19 protein-coding genes are annotated in these 21,896 nt (G+C 68.6%); 10 read left to right on the top strand and 9 right to left on the bottom strand.

The features are described from left to right. Nucleotides 1-28: 28 nt before the first annotated feature. On the bottom strand, nt 29-922 hold the full coding sequence (locus ABZ319_RS05915) for an Abi-alpha family protein (RefSeq protein WP_354985189.1): 894 nt from the start codon (nt 920-922) through the stop codon (nt 29-31). Between the two features lie 384 nt (nt 923-1,306). Here ABZ319_RS05915 and ABZ319_RS05920 point away from each other — a divergent pair, with 384 nt between their 5' ends. Together ABZ319_RS05920 and ABZ319_RS05925 are read left to right on the top strand one after the other, a co-directional pair. Next, a complete protein-coding gene (locus ABZ319_RS05920) occupies nt 1,307-2,608 on the top strand; it encodes a hypothetical protein (protein WP_354985190.1) in 1,302 nt (433 codons plus the stop codon). Further along, complete coding sequence (locus ABZ319_RS05925; protein WP_354985191.1) at nt 2,605-3,456, top strand: Abi-alpha family protein; 852 nt, start codon at nt 2,605-2,607, stop codon at nt 3,454-3,456. The genes ABZ319_RS05920 and ABZ319_RS05925 overlap by 4 nt, the downstream gene beginning before the upstream one ends. 94 nt (nt 3,457-3,550) lie before the next feature. Here the strand turns inward: ABZ319_RS05925 and ABZ319_RS05930 are convergent, their stop codons facing one another. From ABZ319_RS05930 to ABZ319_RS05940, 3 genes are all read right to left on the bottom strand, one after another. Next, nucleotides 3,551-5,356: an ABC-F family ATP-binding cassette domain-containing protein gene (locus ABZ319_RS05930; RefSeq protein WP_354985192.1), complete on the bottom strand. Its 1,806-nt coding sequence runs from the start codon at nt 5,354-5,356 to the stop codon at nt 3,551-3,553. 209 nt (nt 5,357-5,565) lie between these two features. Further along, on the bottom strand, nt 5,566-6,504 hold the full coding sequence (locus ABZ319_RS05935; protein WP_354985193.1) for a 4-(cytidine 5'-diphospho)-2-C-methyl-D-erythritol kinase: 939 nt from the start codon (nt 6,502-6,504) through the stop codon (nt 5,566-5,568). A 115-nt stretch (nt 6,505-6,619) separates the two neighbouring features. Next, nucleotides 6,620-7,372 carry an SDR family oxidoreductase gene (locus tag ABZ319_RS05940; protein ID WP_354985194.1) on the bottom strand — a complete coding sequence of 251 codons (753 nt, stop codon included), beginning with the start codon at nt 7,370-7,372 and terminating at the stop codon, nt 6,620-6,622. 81 nt (nt 7,373-7,453) lie between these two features. Between ABZ319_RS05940 and ABZ319_RS05945 the strand changes: the two genes are divergently transcribed. The 5 genes from ABZ319_RS05945 (at nt 7,454) to ABZ319_RS05965 (ending at nt 12,352) form a co-directional block, all read left to right on the top strand. Next, a complete protein-coding gene (locus ABZ319_RS05945) occupies nt 7,454-8,062 on the top strand; it encodes a TetR/AcrR family transcriptional regulator (protein ID WP_354985195.1) in 609 nt (202 codons plus the stop codon). Nucleotides 8,063-8,165: 103 nt separating this feature from the next. Further along, a complete protein-coding gene (locus ABZ319_RS05950) occupies nt 8,166-8,372 on the top strand; it encodes a copper ion binding protein (RefSeq protein WP_354985196.1) in 207 nt (68 codons plus the stop codon). Continuing rightward, nucleotides 8,373-9,242, top strand: a complete 870-nt coding sequence (locus ABZ319_RS05955) for a hypothetical protein (protein ID WP_354985197.1) — start codon at nt 8,373-8,375, stop codon at nt 9,240-9,242. Beyond that, nucleotides 9,242-11,482 carry a heavy metal translocating P-type ATPase gene (locus ABZ319_RS05960; RefSeq protein WP_354985198.1) on the top strand — a complete coding sequence of 747 codons (2,241 nt, stop codon included), beginning with the start codon at nt 9,242-9,244 and terminating at the stop codon, nt 11,480-11,482. Before ABZ319_RS05955 ends, ABZ319_RS05960 begins: the two co-directional genes overlap by 1 nt. A gap of 372 nt (nt 11,483-11,854) precedes the next feature. Further along, nucleotides 11,855-12,352, top strand: a complete 498-nt coding sequence (locus ABZ319_RS05965; RefSeq protein WP_354985199.1) for an LpqN/LpqT family lipoprotein — start codon at nt 11,855-11,857, stop codon at nt 12,350-12,352. Between the two features lie 114 nt (nt 12,353-12,466). Here ABZ319_RS05965 and rsmA read toward each other — a convergent pair whose 3' ends face one another. Beyond that, a complete protein-coding gene (rsmA, locus tag ABZ319_RS05970; protein WP_354985200.1) occupies nt 12,467-13,357 on the bottom strand; it encodes a 16S rRNA (adenine(1518)-N(6)/adenine(1519)-N(6))-dimethyltransferase RsmA in 891 nt (296 codons plus the stop codon). 158 nt (nt 13,358-13,515) lie between these two features. Then, complete coding sequence (locus ABZ319_RS05975) at nt 13,516-14,676, bottom strand: alpha/beta fold hydrolase (protein ID WP_354985201.1); 1,161 nt, start codon at nt 14,674-14,676, stop codon at nt 13,516-13,518. Between the two features lie 184 nt (nt 14,677-14,860). Between ABZ319_RS05975 and ABZ319_RS05980 the strand changes: the two genes are divergently transcribed. Then, nucleotides 14,861-15,625 carry an SDR family oxidoreductase gene (locus ABZ319_RS05980; RefSeq protein WP_354985294.1) on the top strand — a complete coding sequence of 255 codons (765 nt, stop codon included), beginning with the start codon at nt 14,861-14,863 and terminating at the stop codon, nt 15,623-15,625. A gap of 163 nt (nt 15,626-15,788) precedes the next feature. Here the strand turns inward: ABZ319_RS05980 and ABZ319_RS05985 are convergent, their stop codons facing one another. Together ABZ319_RS05985 and ABZ319_RS05990 are read right to left on the bottom strand one after the other, a co-directional pair. Beyond that, the gene (locus tag ABZ319_RS05985) at nt 15,789-16,916 is read right to left on the bottom strand and encodes a transglycosylase family protein (RefSeq protein WP_354985202.1); all 1,128 of its coding nucleotides are present in this window, start codon (nt 16,914-16,916) and stop codon (nt 15,789-15,791) included. A gap of 165 nt (nt 16,917-17,081) precedes the next feature. Further along, the gene (locus tag ABZ319_RS05990; RefSeq protein ID WP_354985203.1) at nt 17,082-17,909 is read right to left on the bottom strand and encodes a TatD family hydrolase; all 828 of its coding nucleotides are present in this window, start codon (nt 17,907-17,909) and stop codon (nt 17,082-17,084) included. Between the two features lie 68 nt (nt 17,910-17,977). Here ABZ319_RS05990 and metG point away from each other — a divergent pair, with 68 nt between their 5' ends. Next, nucleotides 17,978-19,537, top strand: a complete 1,560-nt coding sequence (gene metG, locus ABZ319_RS05995; RefSeq protein WP_354985204.1) for a methionine--tRNA ligase — start codon at nt 17,978-17,980, stop codon at nt 19,535-19,537. 89 nt (nt 19,538-19,626) lie between these two features. On the opposite strand, the gene ABZ319_RS06000 is transcribed toward metG, so the two are convergent. Next, nucleotides 19,627-20,556, bottom strand: a complete 930-nt coding sequence (locus ABZ319_RS06000; protein WP_354985205.1) for an SMP-30/gluconolactonase/LRE family protein — start codon at nt 20,554-20,556, stop codon at nt 19,627-19,629. A gap of 286 nt (nt 20,557-20,842) precedes the next feature. On the opposite strand from ABZ319_RS06000, the gene ABZ319_RS06005 reads away from it, so the two are divergent. Beyond that, nucleotides 20,843-21,895: a 3-oxoacyl-[acyl-carrier-protein] synthase III C-terminal domain-containing protein gene (locus ABZ319_RS06005; protein WP_354985295.1), complete on the top strand. Its 1,053-nt coding sequence runs from the start codon at nt 20,843-20,845 to the stop codon at nt 21,893-21,895. The last annotated feature ends 1 nt before the right edge of the window (nt 21,896 follow it).

Here is a 21,896-nt window from a genome sequence, read left to right on the forward strand (position 1 = left end):
CCCGGATCGCGCCGGGGCGCGAGCGCCCTCAGCTGTTGATGGTGAAGCAGGTGGTGCAGAAATCCTCGCCGAACTCGGTGAGGCGCAAGCTCTTTCGCACGATCTTGGGAACTCGGCCGGCCTTCTTGAGCGCGGACTCCACCACCGGCTGCACCTCGAGCACCATGTAGCGCGAGAGCAACACCGGATCGTCGGAGGTCGCGGTGAGCCCGAGCCGGCTGAGGTTGATCAGGTAGTGCCGGGCGCGATCGGGGTAGCGCACGCCCGCCTGCTCCGGCACCGAGGTCAGATCGCCCTGCACCAGCTCCGAGCCGATGCCCAGCGGCCGGTTGGTGCGCACGTCCACCGAGGGCTGCGGGCCGTTCAGGGCCATGAAACGCAGGATGCGCGCTTCGTCCGGGGCGAGCTGATCCAGGATCCGGTCGTAGGCCGGATGCACATCCTCGGTGAAGTACACGTCGGCCGAGCGCGCGAGCAGCGCGTCGCCGCGCCGGCGCAGGTCCGCACCCGAGGCCGAGCGGACCAGGCCGTTGCTCCCGTTCAGGGTGGGCTGGGGATGACTCGGCCCGCCGACCGGGGTCGGCACGTAACTGACGATCTCGCGGACCGAACCCTCGGTGACCCCGAGCGCGCTTCTGGCGATCGAACGCAGCGCCGCCCCCGTGCGCTCGGCGATATCGGCCGACGAATCGCCGTCCAGCGCCGCCTGAGTCAATTGCTTGGTGATCTCGACACTGGTGCCGACCGCCCACTCGGTCCCGCGCACGGCGGTGCCGACCGCGAGCCCGGCGGCCCGGAAGGCCCCTCGGATGAGGCGCGCCTCATTGCTGATCTGCCGCTGCTCCACATCCGAGCTGCGTTCCACGGCGCGCGAACCCGGGCGGACCACGTCCTGGCCGGTCCTATCGTCTGCCACGTCCATCTCCGAATATCGCCAGGTGAACTAACCGTCCACAGATTATTGCCGCCGCCCGACCCCCGAGCACCTCGAACCGGACAATCTTGACCCGGACAAGCCACCCGAAGGCTACCCGGTGCGAGGACGGCTACACGCGCTGAGCATGACCCCTGACACCCCCGTACCGCAGAGGATATGGATGTGGCTCCCGCCATTGTTGTGCCCACGCCGAAGTACAGGGACATCGGGACAGCCCAGTGTGACCGAGATCTCCGACTCAGACAGCGCCACGCTGGACTCGCTTCCTGAATTCACAGTAAGGTCCGAGGCGCCGAGGGGTGCGTACGCCGGCGGCGGTTCCGGGTGCGGGTCGGCAGGAGGGTGAACTTGTTAGAGAGTGTCTTCGGAGTGCACCCGACAATATTGTTGGAACTGCTCACGATTCCGTTGTTCACAGGGGTCATCGGGTACATCACCAACTGGACCGGCGTGCTCATGCTGTTCAAGCCGATCCGGTTTCACGGGTTCCGGCTGCCGGGGTTGGCGGCGCTGTTTCCCTACCTGCCCAAGCGGATTCAGGTGCTGCCGTTGCTGCAGTACGACGGGCGGATGGGTTGGCAGGGGATCGTCCCGTCCCGCGCGGACAAGATGGCGAGCATTGCCGTTGATAAAGGTTTGGCGAAACTCGGGAGTGTCGCGGATTTCTATCGCGAACTCGAACCCGACAAGCTTGCTGAACACTTGACTGAAATAGCGGAAACTCAGATTCGCGACATCGTAGAGGACATCCTGCGACGCGAACATCCGCAACTCTGGTACAACCTCCCGAGCGGTATTCGGGACATGGTCCACAACCGAGTTCGCGAACAGTTGCCCGATATTCTGCGCGAACTCACCGACGAACTCGGCAACAACATCGATCAACTGCTGGACGTCAAGCAGATGGTCATTCGCTACTTCCAAGCGCGGCCGCAACTCCTCAACAGCCTTTTCCAGGTGCTGGGGGCCAAGGAACTGCGCTTCATGCAGAACTTCGGCTTCTACTTCGGCGCGCCCATGGGCCTGCTGCTGGTCGGCGTCCTGCACTGGACCGGCTGGTCGGCCCTGGTGGTGCTGCCGGTCGGCGGCATCGTCATCGGCTGGGTGGTCAACTGGGTCGGCATCAACATGATCTTCGCTCCCGCGTATCCGAAGTGGTGGTGCCCGTGGCGGCAGGGCCTGCTCATCAAGCGGCAGCCCGAGATCACCGAGGGCTACGCGGAGATGGTCGCCAGCCAGGTCATGACCGTCGCGAACATCGGCGACGAACTGCTCAACGGCCCGCGCTCGGACCGCACGATGCAGATGCTGCAAGACACCCTCAAACCGGCCGCGGACCGGGCGCTCGGCCCCGCGCGCGGTGCGGTCAAGTTCATGCTGGGCAGTCGCGAATACGACTCGCTGCAGGACAGCTTCACCTCCGAGGCGATGAACATCGCGCCCATCGCCTTCGCGGACCCGGCGTTCAATGTGCAGCAGGGCAAACAGGTCCAGGACTACATCGCCAAACAAATGTCGGCGCTGGCCCCGCCGGAGTTCGTCGACATGCTGCGATCGGCCATCAAACAAGATGAATGGCTCTTGTTTGTCCATGGCGGCGCGCTGGGGCTGCTCGCCGGTTACGCTCACCTCCTGATCTTCGGAACAGGAGTGGCTACCACATGGATATGACCGAATCCGACTCGGGCGACGCGGAACCCGCGGATACCTCCACCGAGCTGCTGGTGCGCCGGAACGCGCCGCTGCCGGTACCGGTGCCGGCGCGCGAGCCCGCTGCCGGACCGGTGCGCACCGCGACGGGCGTGGTGCGCGTGGCGGTGACCGCCGCGGTGGAGGCCGGTGCGTGGGGCCTGAGCACCGCGCTCGGGGTCACCTCGGTCGTGCTGCGCGGCAGCATCGCCGGTCAGCCGCCGCGCGACATCCTCTCCGAAGCCCATGCGCAGGTGAGACATTCGGTCAGACAGGCGCTCGGGGTGCCCGTGCCTCGAGCCGCCGAGATCACTCCCGAGATCGCCCCCGCCACCGTCCTGCGCGCCCGCGGCGCCGAATTGCTCAGACGCTCGGCCGATTTCCACGCCGAGGACGAGTCCCGCCACCACCCCGCCTACGCCAGGATCCTGGGCGAGCTGGCCCCCGACGAGGCCCGCATCATTCGATTCCTCTATCTCGACGGCCCGCAGCCGATCCTGGTGGTCCGCACCGGCCGCACCGGATCCGGCGGCGAATTCAATCTCCTGGGCGACGACGCCGCGCTGCGCTACCCCAACCGGGTGCAGGAGTACCTGACCAATCTCGACCGGCTCGGGCTGATCGACATCGCGCGCGAACCGCTCGGCAATCCCAATCGGTATCAGCTGCTCGAAGCGCTGCCCGAGGTCCGGAAAATGCTCAAGCGCGCCGGATTCGGCACCAAGGTGCTGTACCGGACGATCGAACTGACCTCGTTCGGCGCGGGCTTCGTGCGCACCTGCCTGCCGGTTCCGGCCCTGGATCGGACCGCGCTGGAACAGCACGGCTGACCAGCCTTCTCGAACGCAGCGAACGCCCCCCCGGCAGGGCGGCGTTCGGCGTTGCGGGGTACCGACCGCGGCCGGGTGTCGGCCCCGGCCCGCCTCAGCTCTCGGCCAGTTCGGCCAATTCCATCCAGCGCTCTTCGGCCGCTTCCTTCTCGGCCTGCACCTGCTTCAGCTCGGTGCCGAGGCTGATCAGCTTGTCCGGGTCGGTGGCGGCGTCGGCGAGCGCGGTGTGCAGCTTGCCCTCGCGTTCGTCGAGCTTGGCGATGGACCGCTCCAGCTTGGAGAGCTCCTTGCGGGCGGCGCGGTAGGTCGCCGAATCCGTGCCGGACGCACCGGAACTCGCGGCGGCCGTGCCGGCGGAGACGCCCGACTTGGCGGCGGCCATCGCGGCGCGCTTCGTCAGATACTCGGTGATGCCGCCCGGCAGATTGGTGAGCTTGCCGTCGCCGAACAGCGCCCAGGTGGTGTCGCAGACGCGCTCGACCAGGTAGCGGTCGTGCGAGATGACGACCATGGTGCCGGGCCAGCCGTCGAGCAGATCCTCGAGCTGCTGCAGGGTGTCGATGTCCAGGTCGTTGGTCGGCTCGTCCAGCAGCAGCACGTTGGGTTCGGCCATCAGGATGCGCGTCAGTTGCAGGCGGCGGCGTTCGCCACCGGACAGGTCACCGACCGGCGTGCGCTGCTTGGCGGGACTGAAGCCGAGCCGCTCGGCGAGCTGGCTGGCGGTGATCTCCTTGTCGCCGAGCATGGTTCGCATGGCGACGTCCTGAACCGCTTCCAGCGCGCGCATATCCAGCGGCAGGTCGTCGAGTTCCTGGCGCAGCCAGCCGATCTTGACCGTCTGGCCCTGAATGCGCTTGCCGTTCTTCAACGGCTGCTCCCCCGCCAGCGCGCGCAGCAGCGTCGTCTTGCCGGAGCCGTTGACCCCGACCAGACCCACGCGCTCGCCCGGGGCGAGCCGCCAGGTCAGGTCCTGCACCAGTTCCCGGCCGTCGGGCGTGGCCAGGGTGGCGTCCTCGAGTTCGATCACCACGCGGCCCAGGCGCTTCCGCGCGAACGAGGCCAGCTCGACCTTGTCGCGCGGCGCGGGCACATTGGCGATCAGCGCCTCGGCGGCCTCGATGCGGTAGCGCGGCTTGGAGGTCCGGGCCGGGGCGCCGCGGCGCAGCCAGGCCAGTTCCTTGCGCGCCAGGTTCTGGCGGCGGGCCTCGCTGGCGTCGGCCTGGCGGGTGCGCTCGGCGCGAGCGAAGATCCAGTCGTTGTAACCGCCCTCGTAGGTCTCGACCCTGCCGCCCTGCACCTCCCAGGTGCGGGTGGCCACGGTATCCAGGAACCAGCGATCGTGGGTCACGACCACCAGCGCGCTACGGCGGGCCACCAGGTGCTCGGCCAGCCACTGCACGCCCTCGACGTCGAGGTGGTTGGTGGGCTCGTCCAGCACCAGCAGATCCAGGTCGCGAACCAGTGCCGCGGCCAGGGCGGTGCGGCGTCGCTCGCCGCCGGAGAGGTTCGAGACCAGCGTGTCCATGCCCAGATCCGCGATGCCGATGCCTTCGACCACGGACCGGATGCGGGTGTTCGAGGCCCACTCGTGCTCGGCGACGCCGTCGGTCATCTGATCCTGGGCCAGACCCGCCAGCACCACCTCGCCGACAGTCGCGCCCTCGGGCAGCACCCCGCGCTGGGTGACCACGGCGATGCGGAGGCCGCCGACCCGGCTGACTCGTCCACTGTCGGGCTCCTCGAGCCCGGTCAGCACCTCCAGCAGCGTCGTCTTGCCGCCGCCGTTGAGGCCCACCACCCCGATCCGTTCCCCGGCGTGCACCCCGAGCGAGACGTTGTCCAGCAGCGGGGTGATCCCGAAGCTCTTCGAGACCTGTTCCAGGTTGATGAGGTTGGACATGACACTCCTCCGCCTCCCCGCCACTTCTGCGCACGGGTGAGAGCCGTCGATTTTCCTGCATGCGTGCCGGCGGTCAAGCGCGTTGACCATTCTGGGGCGTACCCGGCGAGTTACCCCGACCTCACGAGATCGGTTGTCGCCGGATCACGGGGCCGCTTGCCTGCCCCAACCCTATCGGTTCGGCCTCGCGGGCTGTCCGGCAGTGAGGTTCAGCGCCCGGGTGCGTTCAGGGAGCCGCTGAGAATGCGGGCGCCGGGAACCGGGCCGTACGCGGTGCGCACGCTACGGCACACACCCGCGCCGGAGAGTTCGGCGGCAACCTCCACGGCGGCCTCCTCGTTCTCGCACAGGAAGGCGCAGGTGGGGCCGGACCCGGACACGATGCCGGCCAGCGCGCCCGCGGACACTCCCGCGCGCAGGGTCCGCCGGAGTTCGGGCTTCAGCGAGAGCGCCGCGGCCTGCAGGTCGTTGCCGAGGAGCGGGGCGAGCTGGCGCGGATCGCCCGAGGCCAGCGCCTGCAGCAGCGCCTGCGGGCTGTCCAGGCGGGGCGGATCACCGGCCGCGCGCAGTCGATCGAGCTCGTGGAAGACCGCCGGGGTGGAGAGCCCGCCCTTGGCCAGCGCCAGCACCCAGTGGAAGGTATTGCGGCACAGCACCGGTAGCAGTTCCTCACCGCGGCCGCGGCCCAGCGCGGTGCCGCCGTGCAGGGCGAAGGGCACGTCGCTGCCGAGTTCGGCTGCGATGTCGAACAATTCGGTGCGGACCAGGCCGAGCTCCCAGAGCTCGTTCAGCCCGAGCAGCGCGGCGGCGGCGTCGGCGCTGCCGCCGGCCATGCCGCCCGCGACCGGAATGCCTTTGGCGATGGCCATTTCCACCAGCGGCGCGCGCTCGCCCAGATCGGCCAGTCGCACGGCGGCCTTCCACACCAGGTTGCCCTGATCGGTGGGCACCTGGTCGGCGCCTTCGCCGCTCACCGTCACCGCGAGGGCGGAGGCCGGGGCGATCTCCAGATCGTCACTGAGCGAAAGAGCTTGGAAGACCGTGGTGAGGTCGTGGTATCCGTCGGGACGGAGGTCGCCCACCCCGAGGTGCAGATTCACCTTCGAGGGCGCGCGCACGACGACGGGACGGGGAACGACAGACAGCACACTCTCAGCCTAATCGGGGAAACCGGGTCCGGGTGCGCGCAGGGTGCGGAGTTCACCGAAGTTCACCGGGACGTCGGGGCTCCGACGAACTCCGCACCCGAATGTCGCTGCGCCGTCACAGGAGTGCGCCGCCGGTGGCGTCTATCCACTGCCCGGTCACCCAGCGCGCGTCGTGCGAGGCGAGAAAGCCGACGATATCGGCGATCTCGGCGGGCTGGGCCACCCGGTTGAGCGGCGAGCGCGCGGCGGTGGCGGCGTGGCCCTCGGGGGTGCGCAGCCAGCTGGCGTTCATATCGGTGTCGACCGCGCCGGGCGCGACGGCGTTGACGGTGATGCCGCGCGCGCCGAGTTGCTTGGCCAGCGTGCCGGTCAGCGCGTCGATGGCGGCCTTGGTCATGGTGTAGGCGATCAGTTCGGGCAGGTGTGCGCCCCTGGTCAGGCCGGTGGAGACGTTGACGATGCGCCCGCCGTCCCGCAGCCGGTCCAGGCCGAGCTTGGTGACGAAGAACGGTGATTTGGTGTTGACGGCGAATACCCGGTCGAAGGATTGCTCGTCGGTGCCGCCGATGGGTTCGCGGATGCCGTCGGTGCCCGCGTTGTTGACCAGGATGTCGAGCCCGTCGGCGTGCGCGTCGAAGGCGGTCCACAGCGCGTGCGCGTCGCCGGGCACCCCGAGCGGGGTCGCGATGGCGAAGGCCGTGCCCCCGGCCGCCTCGATGGCCGCGACGGTGTCCTTGGCCGCGTCGGCGTTGCTGTTGTAGTGCACCGCCACGCGGGCGCCGTCGCGGCCGAGGCGCAACGCGATGGCCCGGCCGATGCCGCGTCCGCCGCCGGTGACCAGTGCCGTCTTGCCGGTGAGTGCGCTCATGTCGCCCCATCCCTTTCTCTATCGATCGTTACAGAAAGGGACCGTAGCACATTATTTAGTGAGCGCTATAGAATAGTTTCCATGGCACCGCCCACCCGGGGACGCCCCCGCTCCTTCGATCGAGATGCCGCCCTGGACAAGGCTTTACGCCTGTTCTGGCGGCAGGGGTACGAGGCCACCTCGATCAGCGACCTCACCGGCGAGCTCGGCATCGGCGCGCCGAGCCTGTACGCCGCGTTCGGCGACAAGAAACAACTCTTCGACGAGACGGTCACCGCGTACGGCGCGCGCTACGGCGGGTTCGCCGCGCGCGCCCTGGCCGAGGAGCCGACGGCCCGGGCCGCGGTCGCCCGGACCCTGCGCGAGGCCGCGATCGAATACACGACCCCGGGACAGCCGGGCGGATGCATGGTGATCAGCGCCGGGATCAACACGACCAACGCCGAGGTCGCCGCCCGGCTCGAGCGCATGCGCAACGCCAACGTCGACGCCTTCGAGCAGCGCATTCGCGCCGACATGGCGGCCGGGACACTCCCCGCGCAGACGAACGCGGCCGCGCTGGCACGCTATGTCGGCACGGTCATGCAGGGCATGTCCCAGTCCGCGCGCGACGGCGCGGACCGCGCGGAACTGCTGACCGTGGCCGAGTTGGCCCTGCGGGCCTGGGACGAGCCGGCCGCCGGGGGCTGAGACCGCGACCTCGAGGCACTTGCGCCAGGTACCCATGGGGGGTATGTTTTCGGTGTCGGGGATACCCCCACACCGTATGAAGCGCGAGCCGAGGAGTCGAATCATGGCCACCAGCACCTACACCGTCACCGGCATGACCTGCGGCCACTGCGTCGGGTCGGTCAAGAAGGAGATCGGCAAGATCGATGGTGTGACCAGCGTCGATGTCGACCTGGCCAGTGGCCGGGTGCAGGTCGAGTCGGCCGCGCCGGTCGCCGACGCCGACATCGTGGCGGCCGTCGACGAAGCGGGCTACGAGGTGGCGGTCTAAATGAACGATCGCCTCAAGTTCGCGGCCTTCGGCGCCGGACTGGTCGTCCTGTTCGGCGCGGCGCTCGGCATCGGCGCCCTGGTCGGCGATCCGACCGGGTCCGGCTCCGGCGAGAGCGACGCGGCGAACGGGTTGCGGCAGAGCGAATCCGGCTACACGCTGAGCGAGATCGCCGCGCCCACCACCCCGAATCAGCCGGGCGCGCTGAGCTTCCGGGTCGACGGGCCGCAGGGCACGGTGACCGAGTTCGACACGCTGCACGAGCAGAAACTGCATCTGATCGTGGTGCGCTCGGACGCCACCCAGTACCGGCACGTACACCCGAAACTCGCCGGCGACGGCACCTGGTCCCTGGACTGGAAGTGGGCCGAGCCGGGCGCCTACCGCGTCTTCGCCGACTTCTCCCCCGCCGGCGGTCCCGGCGAGCTCGTGCTGAGCCGGACCGTGAACGTCGCCGGGGACGCGGCAGCGGTGCCGCTGCCGCCCGTATCCAAGACCGCGACGGTCGACGGCTACCGGGTCACCCTCACCGGTGATCTGACGACCGCGGGCAGCGAACTGAAGTTCGCCATCAGCCGCGACGGCAAGCCGGTCACCGATCTGCAGCCGTACCTGGGCGCGTACGCGCACCTGGTCGCGCTGCGAGCGAGCGATCTCGCCTACCTGCACGTGCATCCGCAGGGCGAGGTCGGCAAGACCCCGCCGGGACCGGACGTGTCGTTCCACGCCCAGGCGCCCAGCGACGGGAAATACCGTCTGTACCTGGATTTCTCGCACAACGGCTCGGTGCACACCGCCGAGTTCACCGATGAGACGGCACCGGCCGCATCCACCACGGGTGGGCCCGCGCAACACGGAGGAGGTCACTGATGAGCGCACCGGCACCAGCACGGTCGATCGAACTCGAGATCGGTGGCATGACCTGCGCCTCCTGCGCGTCCCGAATCGAGAAGAAGCTCAACAGAATCGACGGCGTCACCGCGACGGTCAACTACGCCACCGAGAAGGCGAAGGTCAGCTTCCCGGATTCGGTGACCGCCGGCGACCTCATCGCCAAGGTCGAGGACACCGGCTACACCGCCGCGGTCCACAGCCCCGAACCGGTGAAAACGGTTACTCCGGAGGGTGACTCGGCGCCGAGCGCGACCCAGCAGCTGCGTCATCGGCTACTGGTGAGCCTGGCGCTGGCCGTTCCCGTAGTCGCCATGGCCATGATCCCGGCGCTGCAATTCACCAATTGGCAGTGGCTTTCGCTGACCCTGACCGCGCCCATCGTGGTGTGGGGCGGGGCGCAGTTCCACCGCGCGGCCTGGGTCAACGCCAAACACGGTGCGGCGACCATGGATACGCTCATCTCGCTGGGCACCGCGGCCGCCTTCGGGTGGTCGGTGTACGCGCTGTTCTTCGGCGACGCCGGCATGGCGGGCATGAAGCACCCCTTCACCCTGACCATCGCGCGCGGCGACTCGTCCTCGGCGCTGTACTTCGAGGTCGCGGCGACGCTGATCACCGCGATCCTGGCGGGCCGCTACTTCGAGACCAGATCCAAGGAGAAGGCCGGCTCGGCGTTGCGGGCGCTGCTCGAACTCGGCGCCAAGGATGTGGCGGTGCTGCGCGACGGCGTCGAGGTCCGCATCCCGGTCGGCGAACTCCGCGTCGGCGCCGAGTTCCGGGTGCGCCCGGGCGAGAAGGTGGCCACCGACGGCGTTGTCGTGCACGGCAGTTCGGCGCTCGACATGAGCATGCTGACCGGCGAATCGGTGCCGGTCGAGGTCGGGCCCGGCGATCAGGTCGTGGGCGCGACGGTGAACGCGGGCGGTCTGCTGACCGTGCGCGCCACCCGGGTCGGGTCCGACACCCAGCTGGCGCAGATGGCGTCGCTGGTGGAGGACGCGCAGAACGGCAAGGCCCCGGTGCAGCGGCTCGCCGATCGGGTGGCCGGGGTGTTCGTGCCCATCGTCATCGGGATTTCCGTTGCCGCCCTGGGTTTCTGGCTCGGCACCGGAGCGGCGGTCTCGACGGCGTTCGGCGCGGCGGTGGCGGTGCTGATCATCGCCTGCCCGTGCGCCCTGGGCCTGGCCACCCCGACCGCGCTGCTGGTCGGCACGGGTCGCGGTGCGCAGCTGGGGATTCTGATCAAGGGTCCGCAGGTGCTGGAGTCGACGCGGCGCATCGACACCGTGGTGCTGGACAAGACCGGCACCGTCACCACCGGGCGCATGTCGCTGGATCGGGTGATCACGGCCGGCGGCGTGGACGCGGCGGAACTGCTGGCGGTCGCGGCCGCGGTGGAGCACGGCTCCGAACACCCGGTGGCCAAGGCCGTGGTGAGCGGTGCGGCCGAGCGCGGGCTCACGCTCGAACCGGTCGAGCAGTTCGTCAGCCACGGTGGCAAGGGCGTGCAGGGTCTGGTCGGTGAGCGCGCGGTCGTCATCGGGCGCACCGAGTTGCTCACGGACTGGTCCATCGCGCTCCCGGACGACTTGGCCGCGGCCAAGACCGAGGCCGAACAGCAGGGCAAGACCGCCATCGTGGTGGCGTGGGACGGAACGGCGCGCGGCGTGCTCGTCATCGCCGACGCCGTCAAACCCACCAGCGCGCAGGCGATCTCGGAGATGCGGGAGCTCGGGCTCACCCCGGTCCTGCTGACCGGCGACAACGCCGCGACCGCGCGGACGGTCGCCGATCAGGTCGGCATCGACGAGGTCATCGCCGAGGTGCTGCCCAGCGACAAGCTCGACGTGGTCAAGCGGTTGCAGGAGCAGGGCAAGGTGGTCGCCATGGTCGGCGACGGCGTCAACGACGCGGCCGCGCTGGCCCAGGCCGATCTGGGCCTGGCCATGGGCACCGGCACCGACGTGGCCATCCAGGCCGCCGATCTCACGCTGGTGCGCGACGATCTGCGCTCGGTGCCCACCGCCATCAAGCTGTCCCGGGCCACCCTGCGCACGATCAAGGGCAACCTGTTCTGGGCCTTCGGCTACAACGTGGCGGCGATTCCGCTGGCCGCGGCGGGCCTGCTGAATCCCATGCTCGCCGGCGCCGCCATGGCGCTGTCCAGCGTGTTCGTGGTCAGCAACAGTCTGCGGCTGCGCCGCTTCAAGGGCTGAGCCCGGTTGGGCGGCGGCCGAGATCGCCTACCGCACGGGGCCGTTCGGATCGGATGATCCGAACGGCCCTTTCGCATGCGCCCGCCCGACCGCACGCGGGCGCGCTCCCGGGAGGGGCCGGCCGAGCGGAGCGGCTGACCGCAAGCACGGCACGAGAGTCGGTAGGGCGCACCGCCACCGGGGTCATCGGGCGGCGACCCACGCGATGGGCGGATCTCGATGCCGTCGAGCGGCGGCCGCGCGGTTCCGGCGCGAGCGGCCGGCGGGGCGACCGGATTACGCGGGTGGCTGGTCACCCGCGGGTGTGCTGGTGTTCAATGGCTGCGACCGCGGTGGGGACCGCCTCGCCCGTGATGCCGAGGAGCGCGTTTCGTGACGACGATTGCCGAGTATTTGGTCGGCGGGGATGTTCAGATCACCCCGGTGGCGGTGGGAGAGGCCGGGGCGCCGGAGATTTCGATCTCGGTGCCCGAGGACTGGCTCACCGTCGACACCGCCATGTTCCCGGGCGCGTACGGGGTGTGGACGCTGCCGCCGGAGGACGGCTGGGCCGACAACGCGGTGCTGCTGCTGGGCCGGCTCTCCAAGCCGGTCAACGCCGCCGAGCTGCTCGAATGCTCCTTCTCCGATGCCCGCCAGCTGCCGCAGTGGCAGGAGACGGGCGCGGAAATCGGTGACTACCAGGGGTATCCGTCGGCTTCGGTCTCCGGCACCTACGCGGTCGAGGCGCTCACCCTGTGGGTGCACACCCGCTATGTGCTGGTGGCCGTGGGCACCTACGAATACCTGGTGCAGTCCACCTTCACCGCCCGCGCCGACGGTCCGGGCATCGACCCGGCCACCATCGACAGCCTGAAGGTCACCGTCTGACATGTCGCGCGGGCCATCCGCCCGCGCCGCCGGGGCGGTACGACAGGTACTTCCCCGGCCGGTTTGTCCGCCGGAACGCCACGGCGAGCGCGCGATTGCGCGATCGCCCGAGCGTCACTCCGTGGGAGCCTGCTGGGCCAGGCGGACGAAGGCCGCGGTGTCCAGGGTCTCGCCGCGGGCCGTCGGCGCGATTCCCGCTGCCACCAGGCGCCTTTCGGCCTCGACCGGGGAACCGGCCCAGCCGGCCAGGGCGGCGCGCAGGGTTTTGCGGCGCTGGGCGAAGGCGGCGTCGACGACCTCGTAGACGCGTTTGCGATGGATTTCGTCCATGGGCCAGGGGGATTCGGTGTAGCGGTCGATGCGCACCAGGCCGGATTCGACCTGCGGGACCGGCCAGAAGATCTGGCGGCCAACGGTTCCCGCGCGCTTCACGGTGCCGAAGAATCCGGCTTTCACGCTCGGCACGCCGTAGATACGGCCGCCGGGTACCGCGGCGAGCCGGTCCGCGACCTCGAGCTGCACCATGACGAGGGTGGTTCGGATGCTGGGTAATTCGGCGAGCAGGTGCAGCAGCACCGGCACCGCGACGTTGTAGGGCAGGTTCGCGACCAGGGCGGTGGGGGCGGCGGGCAGGTCGGCGGCCTGAACCCGCAGCGCGTCGGCCTGCACGACGGTGAGCCGGTCGGCCAGGGTCGGCGCGCGGTCCTTCACGGTCTGCGGCAGATGCTCGGCCAGGTTCGGGTCGATCTCCACGGCGATGACCCGGTCGGCCGCGTCGAGCAGGCCCAGGGTCAGCGAGCCGAGGCCGGGGCCGACCTCGAGCACCACGTCGTCGCGGCCGACGCTGCCCGCCGCGACGATGCGCCGCACGGTGTTTGCGTCGTGCACGAAGTTCTGTCCGAGCTGCTTGGTCGGGCGCACCCCGAATCGCTCCGCGAGCACCCGCACTTCGGCGGGCCCCAGCAGGGCGGCTTCTCCTCGACCGGCGTTCTCTGGTTCGGACACCCTGGGAAACCTATCAACCTGCCCCCGGTCACCGCCCCGACACCCCGGCGCGGGAACGGCCGGGACGCTGCACGGCCGTCGCGGCGGCGCGGGACCGCGACGATCCGGGATCGCGCGCGGCCGGTCGCTGCACCGGCCGCGGCGGGTCATCCCGCGCGTCAGGCTTGGGTCGGGGTGGCGAGCACGCGGGCGATGAAGGCGTCGATCGCGGCCCACATCGGCGGATTGAGTTCGGTGTGGCTGCCGGTGCCGGTCACGGTGGTGAAGTCGACGCCGTTGGCGGCGAACTGGCCGGCGAGGGCGACGTGCAGCGGGGACGGCACGGTGACGTCGGTGAGGTTGAGCAGCAGCAGGATCGGCTCGTCGTAGCCGTTCACCGGCACCGCCATGTAGTCGGTGATGGCCGCGCGGAAGCGCGGGTCGGTGAGCGGGCGGTTCAGCAGATCGCCGATGGAGAGGCCGTTGGTGATCTTCATGATGTCCATGAAGCAGAGGCTGCCCGCCTGGTCGAAGACCTCGCGCCCGCGCGGGGTGAGGTAGCTGTCCAGATCCAGGTCCGGCCGGGTCTCGCGCAGGCCGACGAGCATGCTGACGATGAAGGTGTCCACGGCGTTGCCGTTGTCCCCCGGGATGTCCGGCACGTACGGTCCGGCGAGCGGGACGAACTTCTCCACATCCGAGGCGGGGTCAACGGCGATGGTGCCGCGGAAGTCCAATTCCGGTGCGCGCGTGGACTGCAGGTGCGCCGCGCCGAGCGCCGCGTGCCCGCCCTGCGAGAAGCCGATCACCGACCAGGTGCGCGAGAGTTCGGGCCGCGCCGCGCGGGCGGCCTGCACCAGATCGATGGTGGCGGTCGCCTCGCTGCGCAGTTCGAGGTAGGGGTGCGGGCCGGTCTCGAAACCGCCGAGCCCCAGGTAATCCGGTGCGACGACGGCGAAGCCCTTGGACACCAGGTACTGCAGGAACTGATCTTCCTTGGCGCGCTTGACCCTGGTCGTGTCGCTCTGGCCGCCGCAGTTGGGGCCGAGGCCCGAGGTGCCGTGGTCGTAGGCCATGATCGGCCAGCCGCCCTCGGGGGCGGGGCCGTCGGGCAGGATGAGCGCGCCGCTGGCCTGCACGGGAGCGCCGTTGGAGCGTTCGGTCCAGTAGTTCACCGCGTAGCCGTGCGCGAGCCCGCGCCAGCCGGGAGCCTGTGCGGTGACATCGATCAGCGTGCCGCTGTCGGCCGCCTGTGCCGGGGCCATCGGCAGGGCGAGCAGGCCGCTCGCCACCACCACCGCGGCGGTGACAACTCGGGTACGCCAATCGAACAACCGCATGAAACCTCCATCAGATGGCCCTCTCGCGTGTGTCGCGCGCCGGAAAGCTTAGCCATCGAAACGAATAACGCGATTAAGAGAACTCTATGATCGGCGACCACGCGCGAATTCGGGACAAATCGACCGGTCATCGGTACCGCCCGCCATTGACGCCAAGTGAAACTTGTTCTAATTTCCCGTCATGTTGCGTAGATACGACGGACGTCGAGTACTCGTCACCGGAGCCGGTTCGGGCATCGGCCAGGGCATCGCCCTGCGCCTGCTCTCCGAGGGAGCACAGCTGGTCGCCGCGGACATCAACGACGAGGGCCTGAAGACCACCATCGAGGCCGCCACCGAGGAGCAGCGCGCGCGGCTGCACACCCTGACCCTGGACGTCGCGGATCCGGAGTCGGTGAGCGCCACCGTGAGCGCGGCCGTCGAATTCCTCGGCGGCCTGGACGTTCTGGTGAACGCGGCGGGCATCATGCGCGCCGGGCACACCCACGAACTGCCGCTGGACGTCTGGAACAAGGTGCTCGCGGTGAATCTCACCGGCACCTTCCTGGTGACCCAGCAGGCCCTGCCGCACCTCATCGAGACCCAGCGCGGCGTGGTGGTGAACTTCTCCTCCACCTCGGCGTTCGGCTCGGTGCCGTACATGTCGGCCTACGCCGCCTCCAAGGCCGGGGTGAACGCATTCACCCACGCCATCGCCCTGGAATACGTGAAACAGGGTCTGCGCGCGGTGAACATCGTGCCCGGCGGAATCGGCACCGGCCTGACCGCGGGCCTGGACCTGCCCGCCGACGCCGACTGGAGCCTGCTCGCCCGCCTCCCCGGCTGGATCGAAGGCGGCATGCTCGGCAAGCCCGAGGATGTGGCGGGCGCGGTGGCGATGGTGGCGTCCGATGACGGCCGCTACATCACCGGCACGGAGATCCGCGTGGACGGTGGGGCACTGATGTAAGGGGGGCCGCCCTTACAACCCCTGCGAGGGAACAGGTTCGGGGGCACGGCCCCCGAACCCCCACGGGCCCGAGCCCCGACGGAGACCGGTCACCGGCCCGGGGCACTCGGCCGTTGGGGTTTCAGGGGCGGAGCCCCTGAGAGTTCCGAGAGTCGAACCACCCTCAGCTGATGCCGAGGCGGCTGGTGCAGGCCGGCCACGCGCCCCAGCCCTGACGGGCGCGGGTGACCTCGGCGATCGCGATCTGTTCCTCGCGGGTCGCGAGGTCGGCGCGGGGGGCATAGCGGAGCCCGCCCTGGCGGGCCCAGGTACTGGCGTCGAACTGGATGCCGCCGTAGTAGCCGTTGCCGGTGTTGATCGCCCAGTTGCCGTTGGACTCGCACTTGGCCAGGGCGTCCCAGGTGTGCCCGTCCCGGACCTCGGGGACCTCGGTGCCGGGCTTGGTGCCCTTGCGGACGGTCTTGGGCGCGGCGGCGACGATGACGGTGTGGGTCACCGGATCCTTGGCCGCCTCATGGCCGTTCACGATCGAGACCGCGAAAGTCACGTCCTGGGTGCCGGGTACGCCCGGGTTCTCCACGACCGTTCGGCTCTGGTTGAGCGAGGGATCCTCGATGACGTTCTCTTCGGGCTCCAAAGGCAAGCGCTCGGTGCGCTTTTCGACGTACTTGCGGGTGACGACGATCTTCATGCCGTCGGTGAGCGCGGTGTCCGCGCCCGGCACCACCGAATCCTGATTCGCGAGCGGACGGCCCTGCTCCTCGAGCAGCTTCCCGACCGTCGGCGCGGCCAGGCGCACGAGACCGGGTGCGCCGCCGTTGTCGGCCAGTTCCACCGTGCGCGGATTGGTGATCAGCAGCGACGCGCCCTCGAGCGGCAGCGGCGACGGCCGCGCGGGCGAGGTGTACACGTCGCCCGGCAGATTCAGCTTCACGATGGCCTCGGCCACGGTGAGCGCGGTGGTCCACGCCTTGGACGGCCGGCCGTCCACGATCATGGCGACCTCGCGCGCGCGATTCAGCGTGATGGTCCCGCCGTCGCTGACTTTCGCACCGGCGGAAGGGGATACGTCGTCACGACCGCCGATCCCGTAGCCCGCGTCCTTGAGCACGCCGCGCACGTCGCCGTACATGGTGTGCTGGGTGATGGTCAGCCCGTCGACCACCACGGTGACCGTCTTCTTGTTCACGATCGCCACGCCCGCACCGACGATGAGCGTGACGAGCATCGCCGCGATAGCGCCGTACAGCAGCGGCGATCGCGACGAATTGATCTTCGTCAGTGGCTTCATCGATAGTCTCGGCATGGTCACAGTACGATAACGAGGGCATCGGAAATTGACAATGGAAACGGGGTGACCCGCGGTTGCGAATATTACGAAGTCGTATAGCGCCGCAGGTGGGTCACGGCGCGGCCCAATCATAGTGAGCGACGCCACACCTCGCGAATCGGGCGGTCAGATGCCGTAAACCCGCCTCGCATTGGCGGTCGTGATCTTGGCCAGCGTCAACGGATCCTGTTCGCGGATCTCCGCGAGCGCGCGCACGGTGTACGGCAGCATGTACGACTCGTTCGGTGCGCCGCGGAACGGATGCGGGGTCAGAAAGGGCGCGTCCGTTTCCACCAGAATCTGGTCGTCCGGAACGACTTTCGCCGCTTCCCGCAATTCGTGGGCGTTCTTGAAACTCACCGTGCCGGAGAAACTCAGCACGTACCCCTCGTCCACGCACGCCATGGCCATATTGGCGTCGGAGGAGAAACAGTGGAAGATCACCGTCTCCGGCGCGCCCTCGTCCAGCAGCACGGTGAGCAAATCATGATCGGCTTCGCGATTGTGGATCATGAGCGGTTTGCCCAGCCGCTTGGCGAGATCGATGTGCCAGCGGAAACCCTCGACCTGCGTCTCGACATCCGCGCACCCGTCGAGCTTGCCCGGCCAGTAGTAATCGAGCCCGGTCTCCCCCACCGCGACCACCCGCGGGTCGGCGGCCAGGGCTTCGAGCTCGGTCTTGGCCGCCTCGTCCAGCGCGTTCGCCCGGGTCGGATGCAGCGCGACGGCCGCGTATACCCGCCTGTCCCAATTCGCCGCCCGGACCGCGAAGCGCGCGGCGTCGAGATCGTCGGCGATGGTGACCACTTCGCGCACACCCGCGGCTTCGGCCCGATCCACAATCGCGGCAACCGATTCCGCGTCGGTCGCACCGCACGCGTCCAAATGCGTATGCGCGTCGATGAGCGGGAACAGCGGCTCCGGCGGTTCGGGGGCCGGTCGGGTGTTACGCATGGTCGACACCTGCGACGGGGATATTCACGCGAGTGGCTGAAGGCACGCAGATTAGAGTAGTCACCACCATGAGTGCATCCGACCGCCCCGCCTTCTACGTGACCACGGCCATTGCGTACCCGAACGGTGCACCGCACATGGGTCACGCCTACGAATACATCTCCACCGATGCCCTGGCCCGCTTCAAGCGGCTGGACGGTTTCGATGTGTTCTTCATGACCGGCACCGACGAGCACGGGCAGAAGGTGCAGCAGGCCGCGAAGGCCGCCGGCGTTCCGGAGCAGGAGTACGCCGCGCGCAACTCCGACGTCTTCGAACGCCTGGACAAGGCCCTCGACGTCTCCTACGACCGGTTCATTCGCACCACCGACGCCGATCACCACGCCGCGTCCATCGCGCTCTGGGAGAAGATCGCCGCCAACGGCGACATCTACCTCGACACCTACGCCGGCTGGTACTCCGTGCGCGACGAGGCGTTCTACGCCGAGGACGAGACCACCGTCCTCGACGACGGCACGCGCGTGTCCACCGAGACCCGGACCCCGGTCGAGTGGACCGAGGAGTCGAACTACTTCTTCCGGTTGTCCAAGTACCAGGACCGGCTGCTCGAGCTGTTCGAGAAGGACCCCGAGTTCCTCGCGCCCGCGACCCGCCGCAACGAGATCGTCTCGTACGTGAAGTCGGGCCTGAAGGATCTGTCCATCTCGCGCACCACCTTCGACTGGGGCGTTCCGGTGCCCGGCGATCCGGCGCACGTGATGTACGTGTGGATGGACGCGCTCACCAACTACCTCACCGGCGCGGGCTTCCCGGACGTCGAGTCCGAGCGTTTCCGGAAGTTCTGGCCCGCCGACGTGCACATCATCGGCAAGGACATCACTCGCTTCCACGCCATCTACTGGCCCGCGTTCCTGATGTCGGCCGAAATCGCGCTGCCCAAGCGCATTTTCGCGCACGGGTTCCTGTACAACAAGGGCGAGAAGATGTCGAAGTCGACGGGCAACGTGGTCGACCCGATGGAACTGGTGGACACCTACGGCCTGGACGCCGTGCGTTTCTTCCTGCTGCGCGAGATCTCCTACGGGCAGGACGGCTCGTACAGCCACGAGGGCATCGTGAGCCGCATCAACACCGACCTGGCCAACGAGTACGGCAACCTCGCCCAGCGCTGCCTGAAGATGGTGCTCCGCGATTTCGGCGGCGTGGTCCCGGCGCCCGGTGATTTCACCGACGAGGACAAGGCGCTGCTGGAGCGCGCCAACGGCCTGCCGGAGAAGGTGCGCGCCGAATTCGACCAGCAGCTCATCCATCTGGGCCTGGAGCACCTGTGGCTGACCCTCGGTGAGACCAACCGCTACTTCTCCGCGCAGGCCCCGTGGACGCTGGCGAAGTCGGGTACCCCCGAGGACATCGCGCGCGAGGGCACCATCCTCTACGTGACGATGGAGGTGCTGCGCATCGTGACCCTGCTGGTGCAGCCGGTGATTCCGGCCGCCGCCGGCCGGATCCTGGATCTGCTGGGCCAGACCGATCGCGATTTCGCCGCCGTCGCCACCCCGCTGACCCCGGGCCTGGCCCTGCCCGAGCCGGAGGTCGTGTTCCCGAAGTACGTGGAGCCCAAGGCTTAACGAGAAATTCATGACGGCGGCCCCGCATCCGGATTCCGGATGCGGGGCCGCCGTTCTCGGTACGGTGCGCGCGCGTTGCCGGTGCGCGCTCAGGGTGCCAGGCGGGTCACCGCCCCCAGGAAGCCGGTGGCGTACAACGACTTCGGATCCCAGCCGGGTCCGGCGCCGAAGCGCACCGAGGTGACGAACGGCAGGTCCCGCGCGATGGTGCAGTAGGTCCCGGCCTCCGGATCCACGCGGACCACCGTGCCCGCGGTGTTGAGCGCCACGTAGACCGCGCCGTCCGGGCCGACCGTCAGGTCGTCCGCCGAGTTCAGCGGCCCGAAACCGGGCAGGGTGATGCGCGCCGGGGCGGCGTCGGGATGCTCGAGGTCCACCGCGGCGATGACGGTGGCCGCGTCGAACGTCGTGGAGACGAACAGCTTTCGGCGGCCCGGATCGTAGGCCAGGCCGTTGGTGGAGGTCAGCTCCGGCGCGAGGGTGTGCGCACCGGAACCGTCGGCGGCCACCCGGGTGAGGGTGGTCGCCCCGCCCACGTCCCGGCTCACCACGAAGCCGCCGTCCGGTAGCTGCGCCAGGCCGTTGGGCATGCGCAGGCCGGTGACGGCCGTGTGAACGGCGCCGGTGGCCAGATCGACGGCGACGATCGCGCCGTCGGGGGTGTCCGAGACGCCGCTGGCGAAGGTATTCCCGGTGTTCACGTACGCGGTGCCGCCGGACACCACCAGGCCACCCGGCGTTTCGACGGGGGCCACGGTGACGCGGCTACCGTCCGGCGTCAGGCGAACCAGCCCGCCGCCGGCGCCGCCGAACGAGGTCTCCGAGAGCAGCAGACCGCCGGTCCCGTCGAAGGCCAGGTTCTCCAGGACGCCGAAGCCGCTCGCGACGGTGGACGCGGAGCGGACCGTACAGCCTCCGACTTCGTTTGCGGCAGTGGCGATTCCATTCGCCCCGAGGGTCAGCAGCGCTATCGATTGAGCGGTGACCACCCCGCTCACGAGGGCCTTCGCAAAGTGCATGCGCCCAACCTAACCGGAGCCGACATTCGAAATCCAGTGCCGCTCAGACAGTTTCGTTACGACATAGATGTAACTGTCAGTTACATTTTTCGTCGGACGGGTGATCAGGTGAAGTCCCTCACAGCGAACCATTCGGTATCTATGTTCTCACCGGCGCAGATGGTCGACGGGGTCGGTGTCCCAGACAGCATCCGGCAAACGGAGCGGTCGCTCGCGTCATTACCGTCGGGTAGCCTCAATCCGTCACCGATTCAGATTGCTTTTCTTCGCACTTTCAGGAGTCCCTGTGCCGCATTCTCGATTCGAGTCGATCGGCGCTTATCTGCCGTCGAAACGCGTCACCACAGAAGAGCTGGTCGCGCAATTGAAGCAGGCCCCTCCATTCGATCTCGAAAGAATCACGGGTGTTCAGGAACGACGATTCCGCGACACCAGCCCGGAGAACACCGAAGACTCCTTCACGCTCGCGATGAACGCGGCGCAGGACTGTCTTTCCAGGTCACAGTATGCCGCCACCGACCTGGACGTGATCATCTCGACCTCGATCACGCGCAGCAAGGACGGCACCAAGATGTATATGGAGCCGTCCTTCGCCGGTTCCATCGCGCGTGAACTCGGCGCTCGCGAAGACACTATTTCGTTCGATCTCTCGAATGCGTGCGCGGGAATGATGACCGGCACCTACATTCTGGATCGCATGATTCGCTCCGGTGCTGTGCGCCGCGGAATGGTGGTGAGTGGCGAGGCCATCACCCCCATCGCGGAAACCGCTGTCACCGAAATCACCGAGAAATATGATCTGCAATTCGCGTCACTCACGGTGGGCGATTCGGGCGCGGCCGTGGTACTGGACGAAGCCGTCGACGACAACGACAAGATCCACTACATCGAGTTGATGACCGCCTCGGAGTTCTCGCACCTGTGCCTGGGCATGCCGAGCGAGAAGTCGCAGGGCGTCGCGCTCTACACCGATAACCGCAAGATGCACAACGAGTCGCGCTTCCTGCTGTGGACCGATTCGCAGCGCAACCACCTCGAGCAGCAGGGCAACACCTTCGCCGAGGAGAACTTCGACTACATGATCCATCACCAGTTCGGCGCGGGCGCGATTCCCTTCATGAACGCCATCGCCGAGCGCGAGTTCGGCAGCCCCATGCCGCCGGACCTGAACGTGATCGAGAAGTACGGAAACACCTCCACCACTTCGCACTTCATCGTGCTCCACGATCAGCTGAGCCAGGAGGCCATCCCGGCCGGCTCCAAGATCCTGATGGTCCCCGCCGCCTCCGGCGTCGTCGGGGGCTTCCTGTCCACCACGATTTCATCCCTGAAGGTCTGAC

The organism is Nocardia sp. NPDC005978 (genome assembly GCF_040614455.1).
In the GTDB taxonomy this organism is placed as follows: Bacteria; Actinomycetota; Actinomycetes; order Mycobacteriales; family Mycobacteriaceae; genus Nocardia.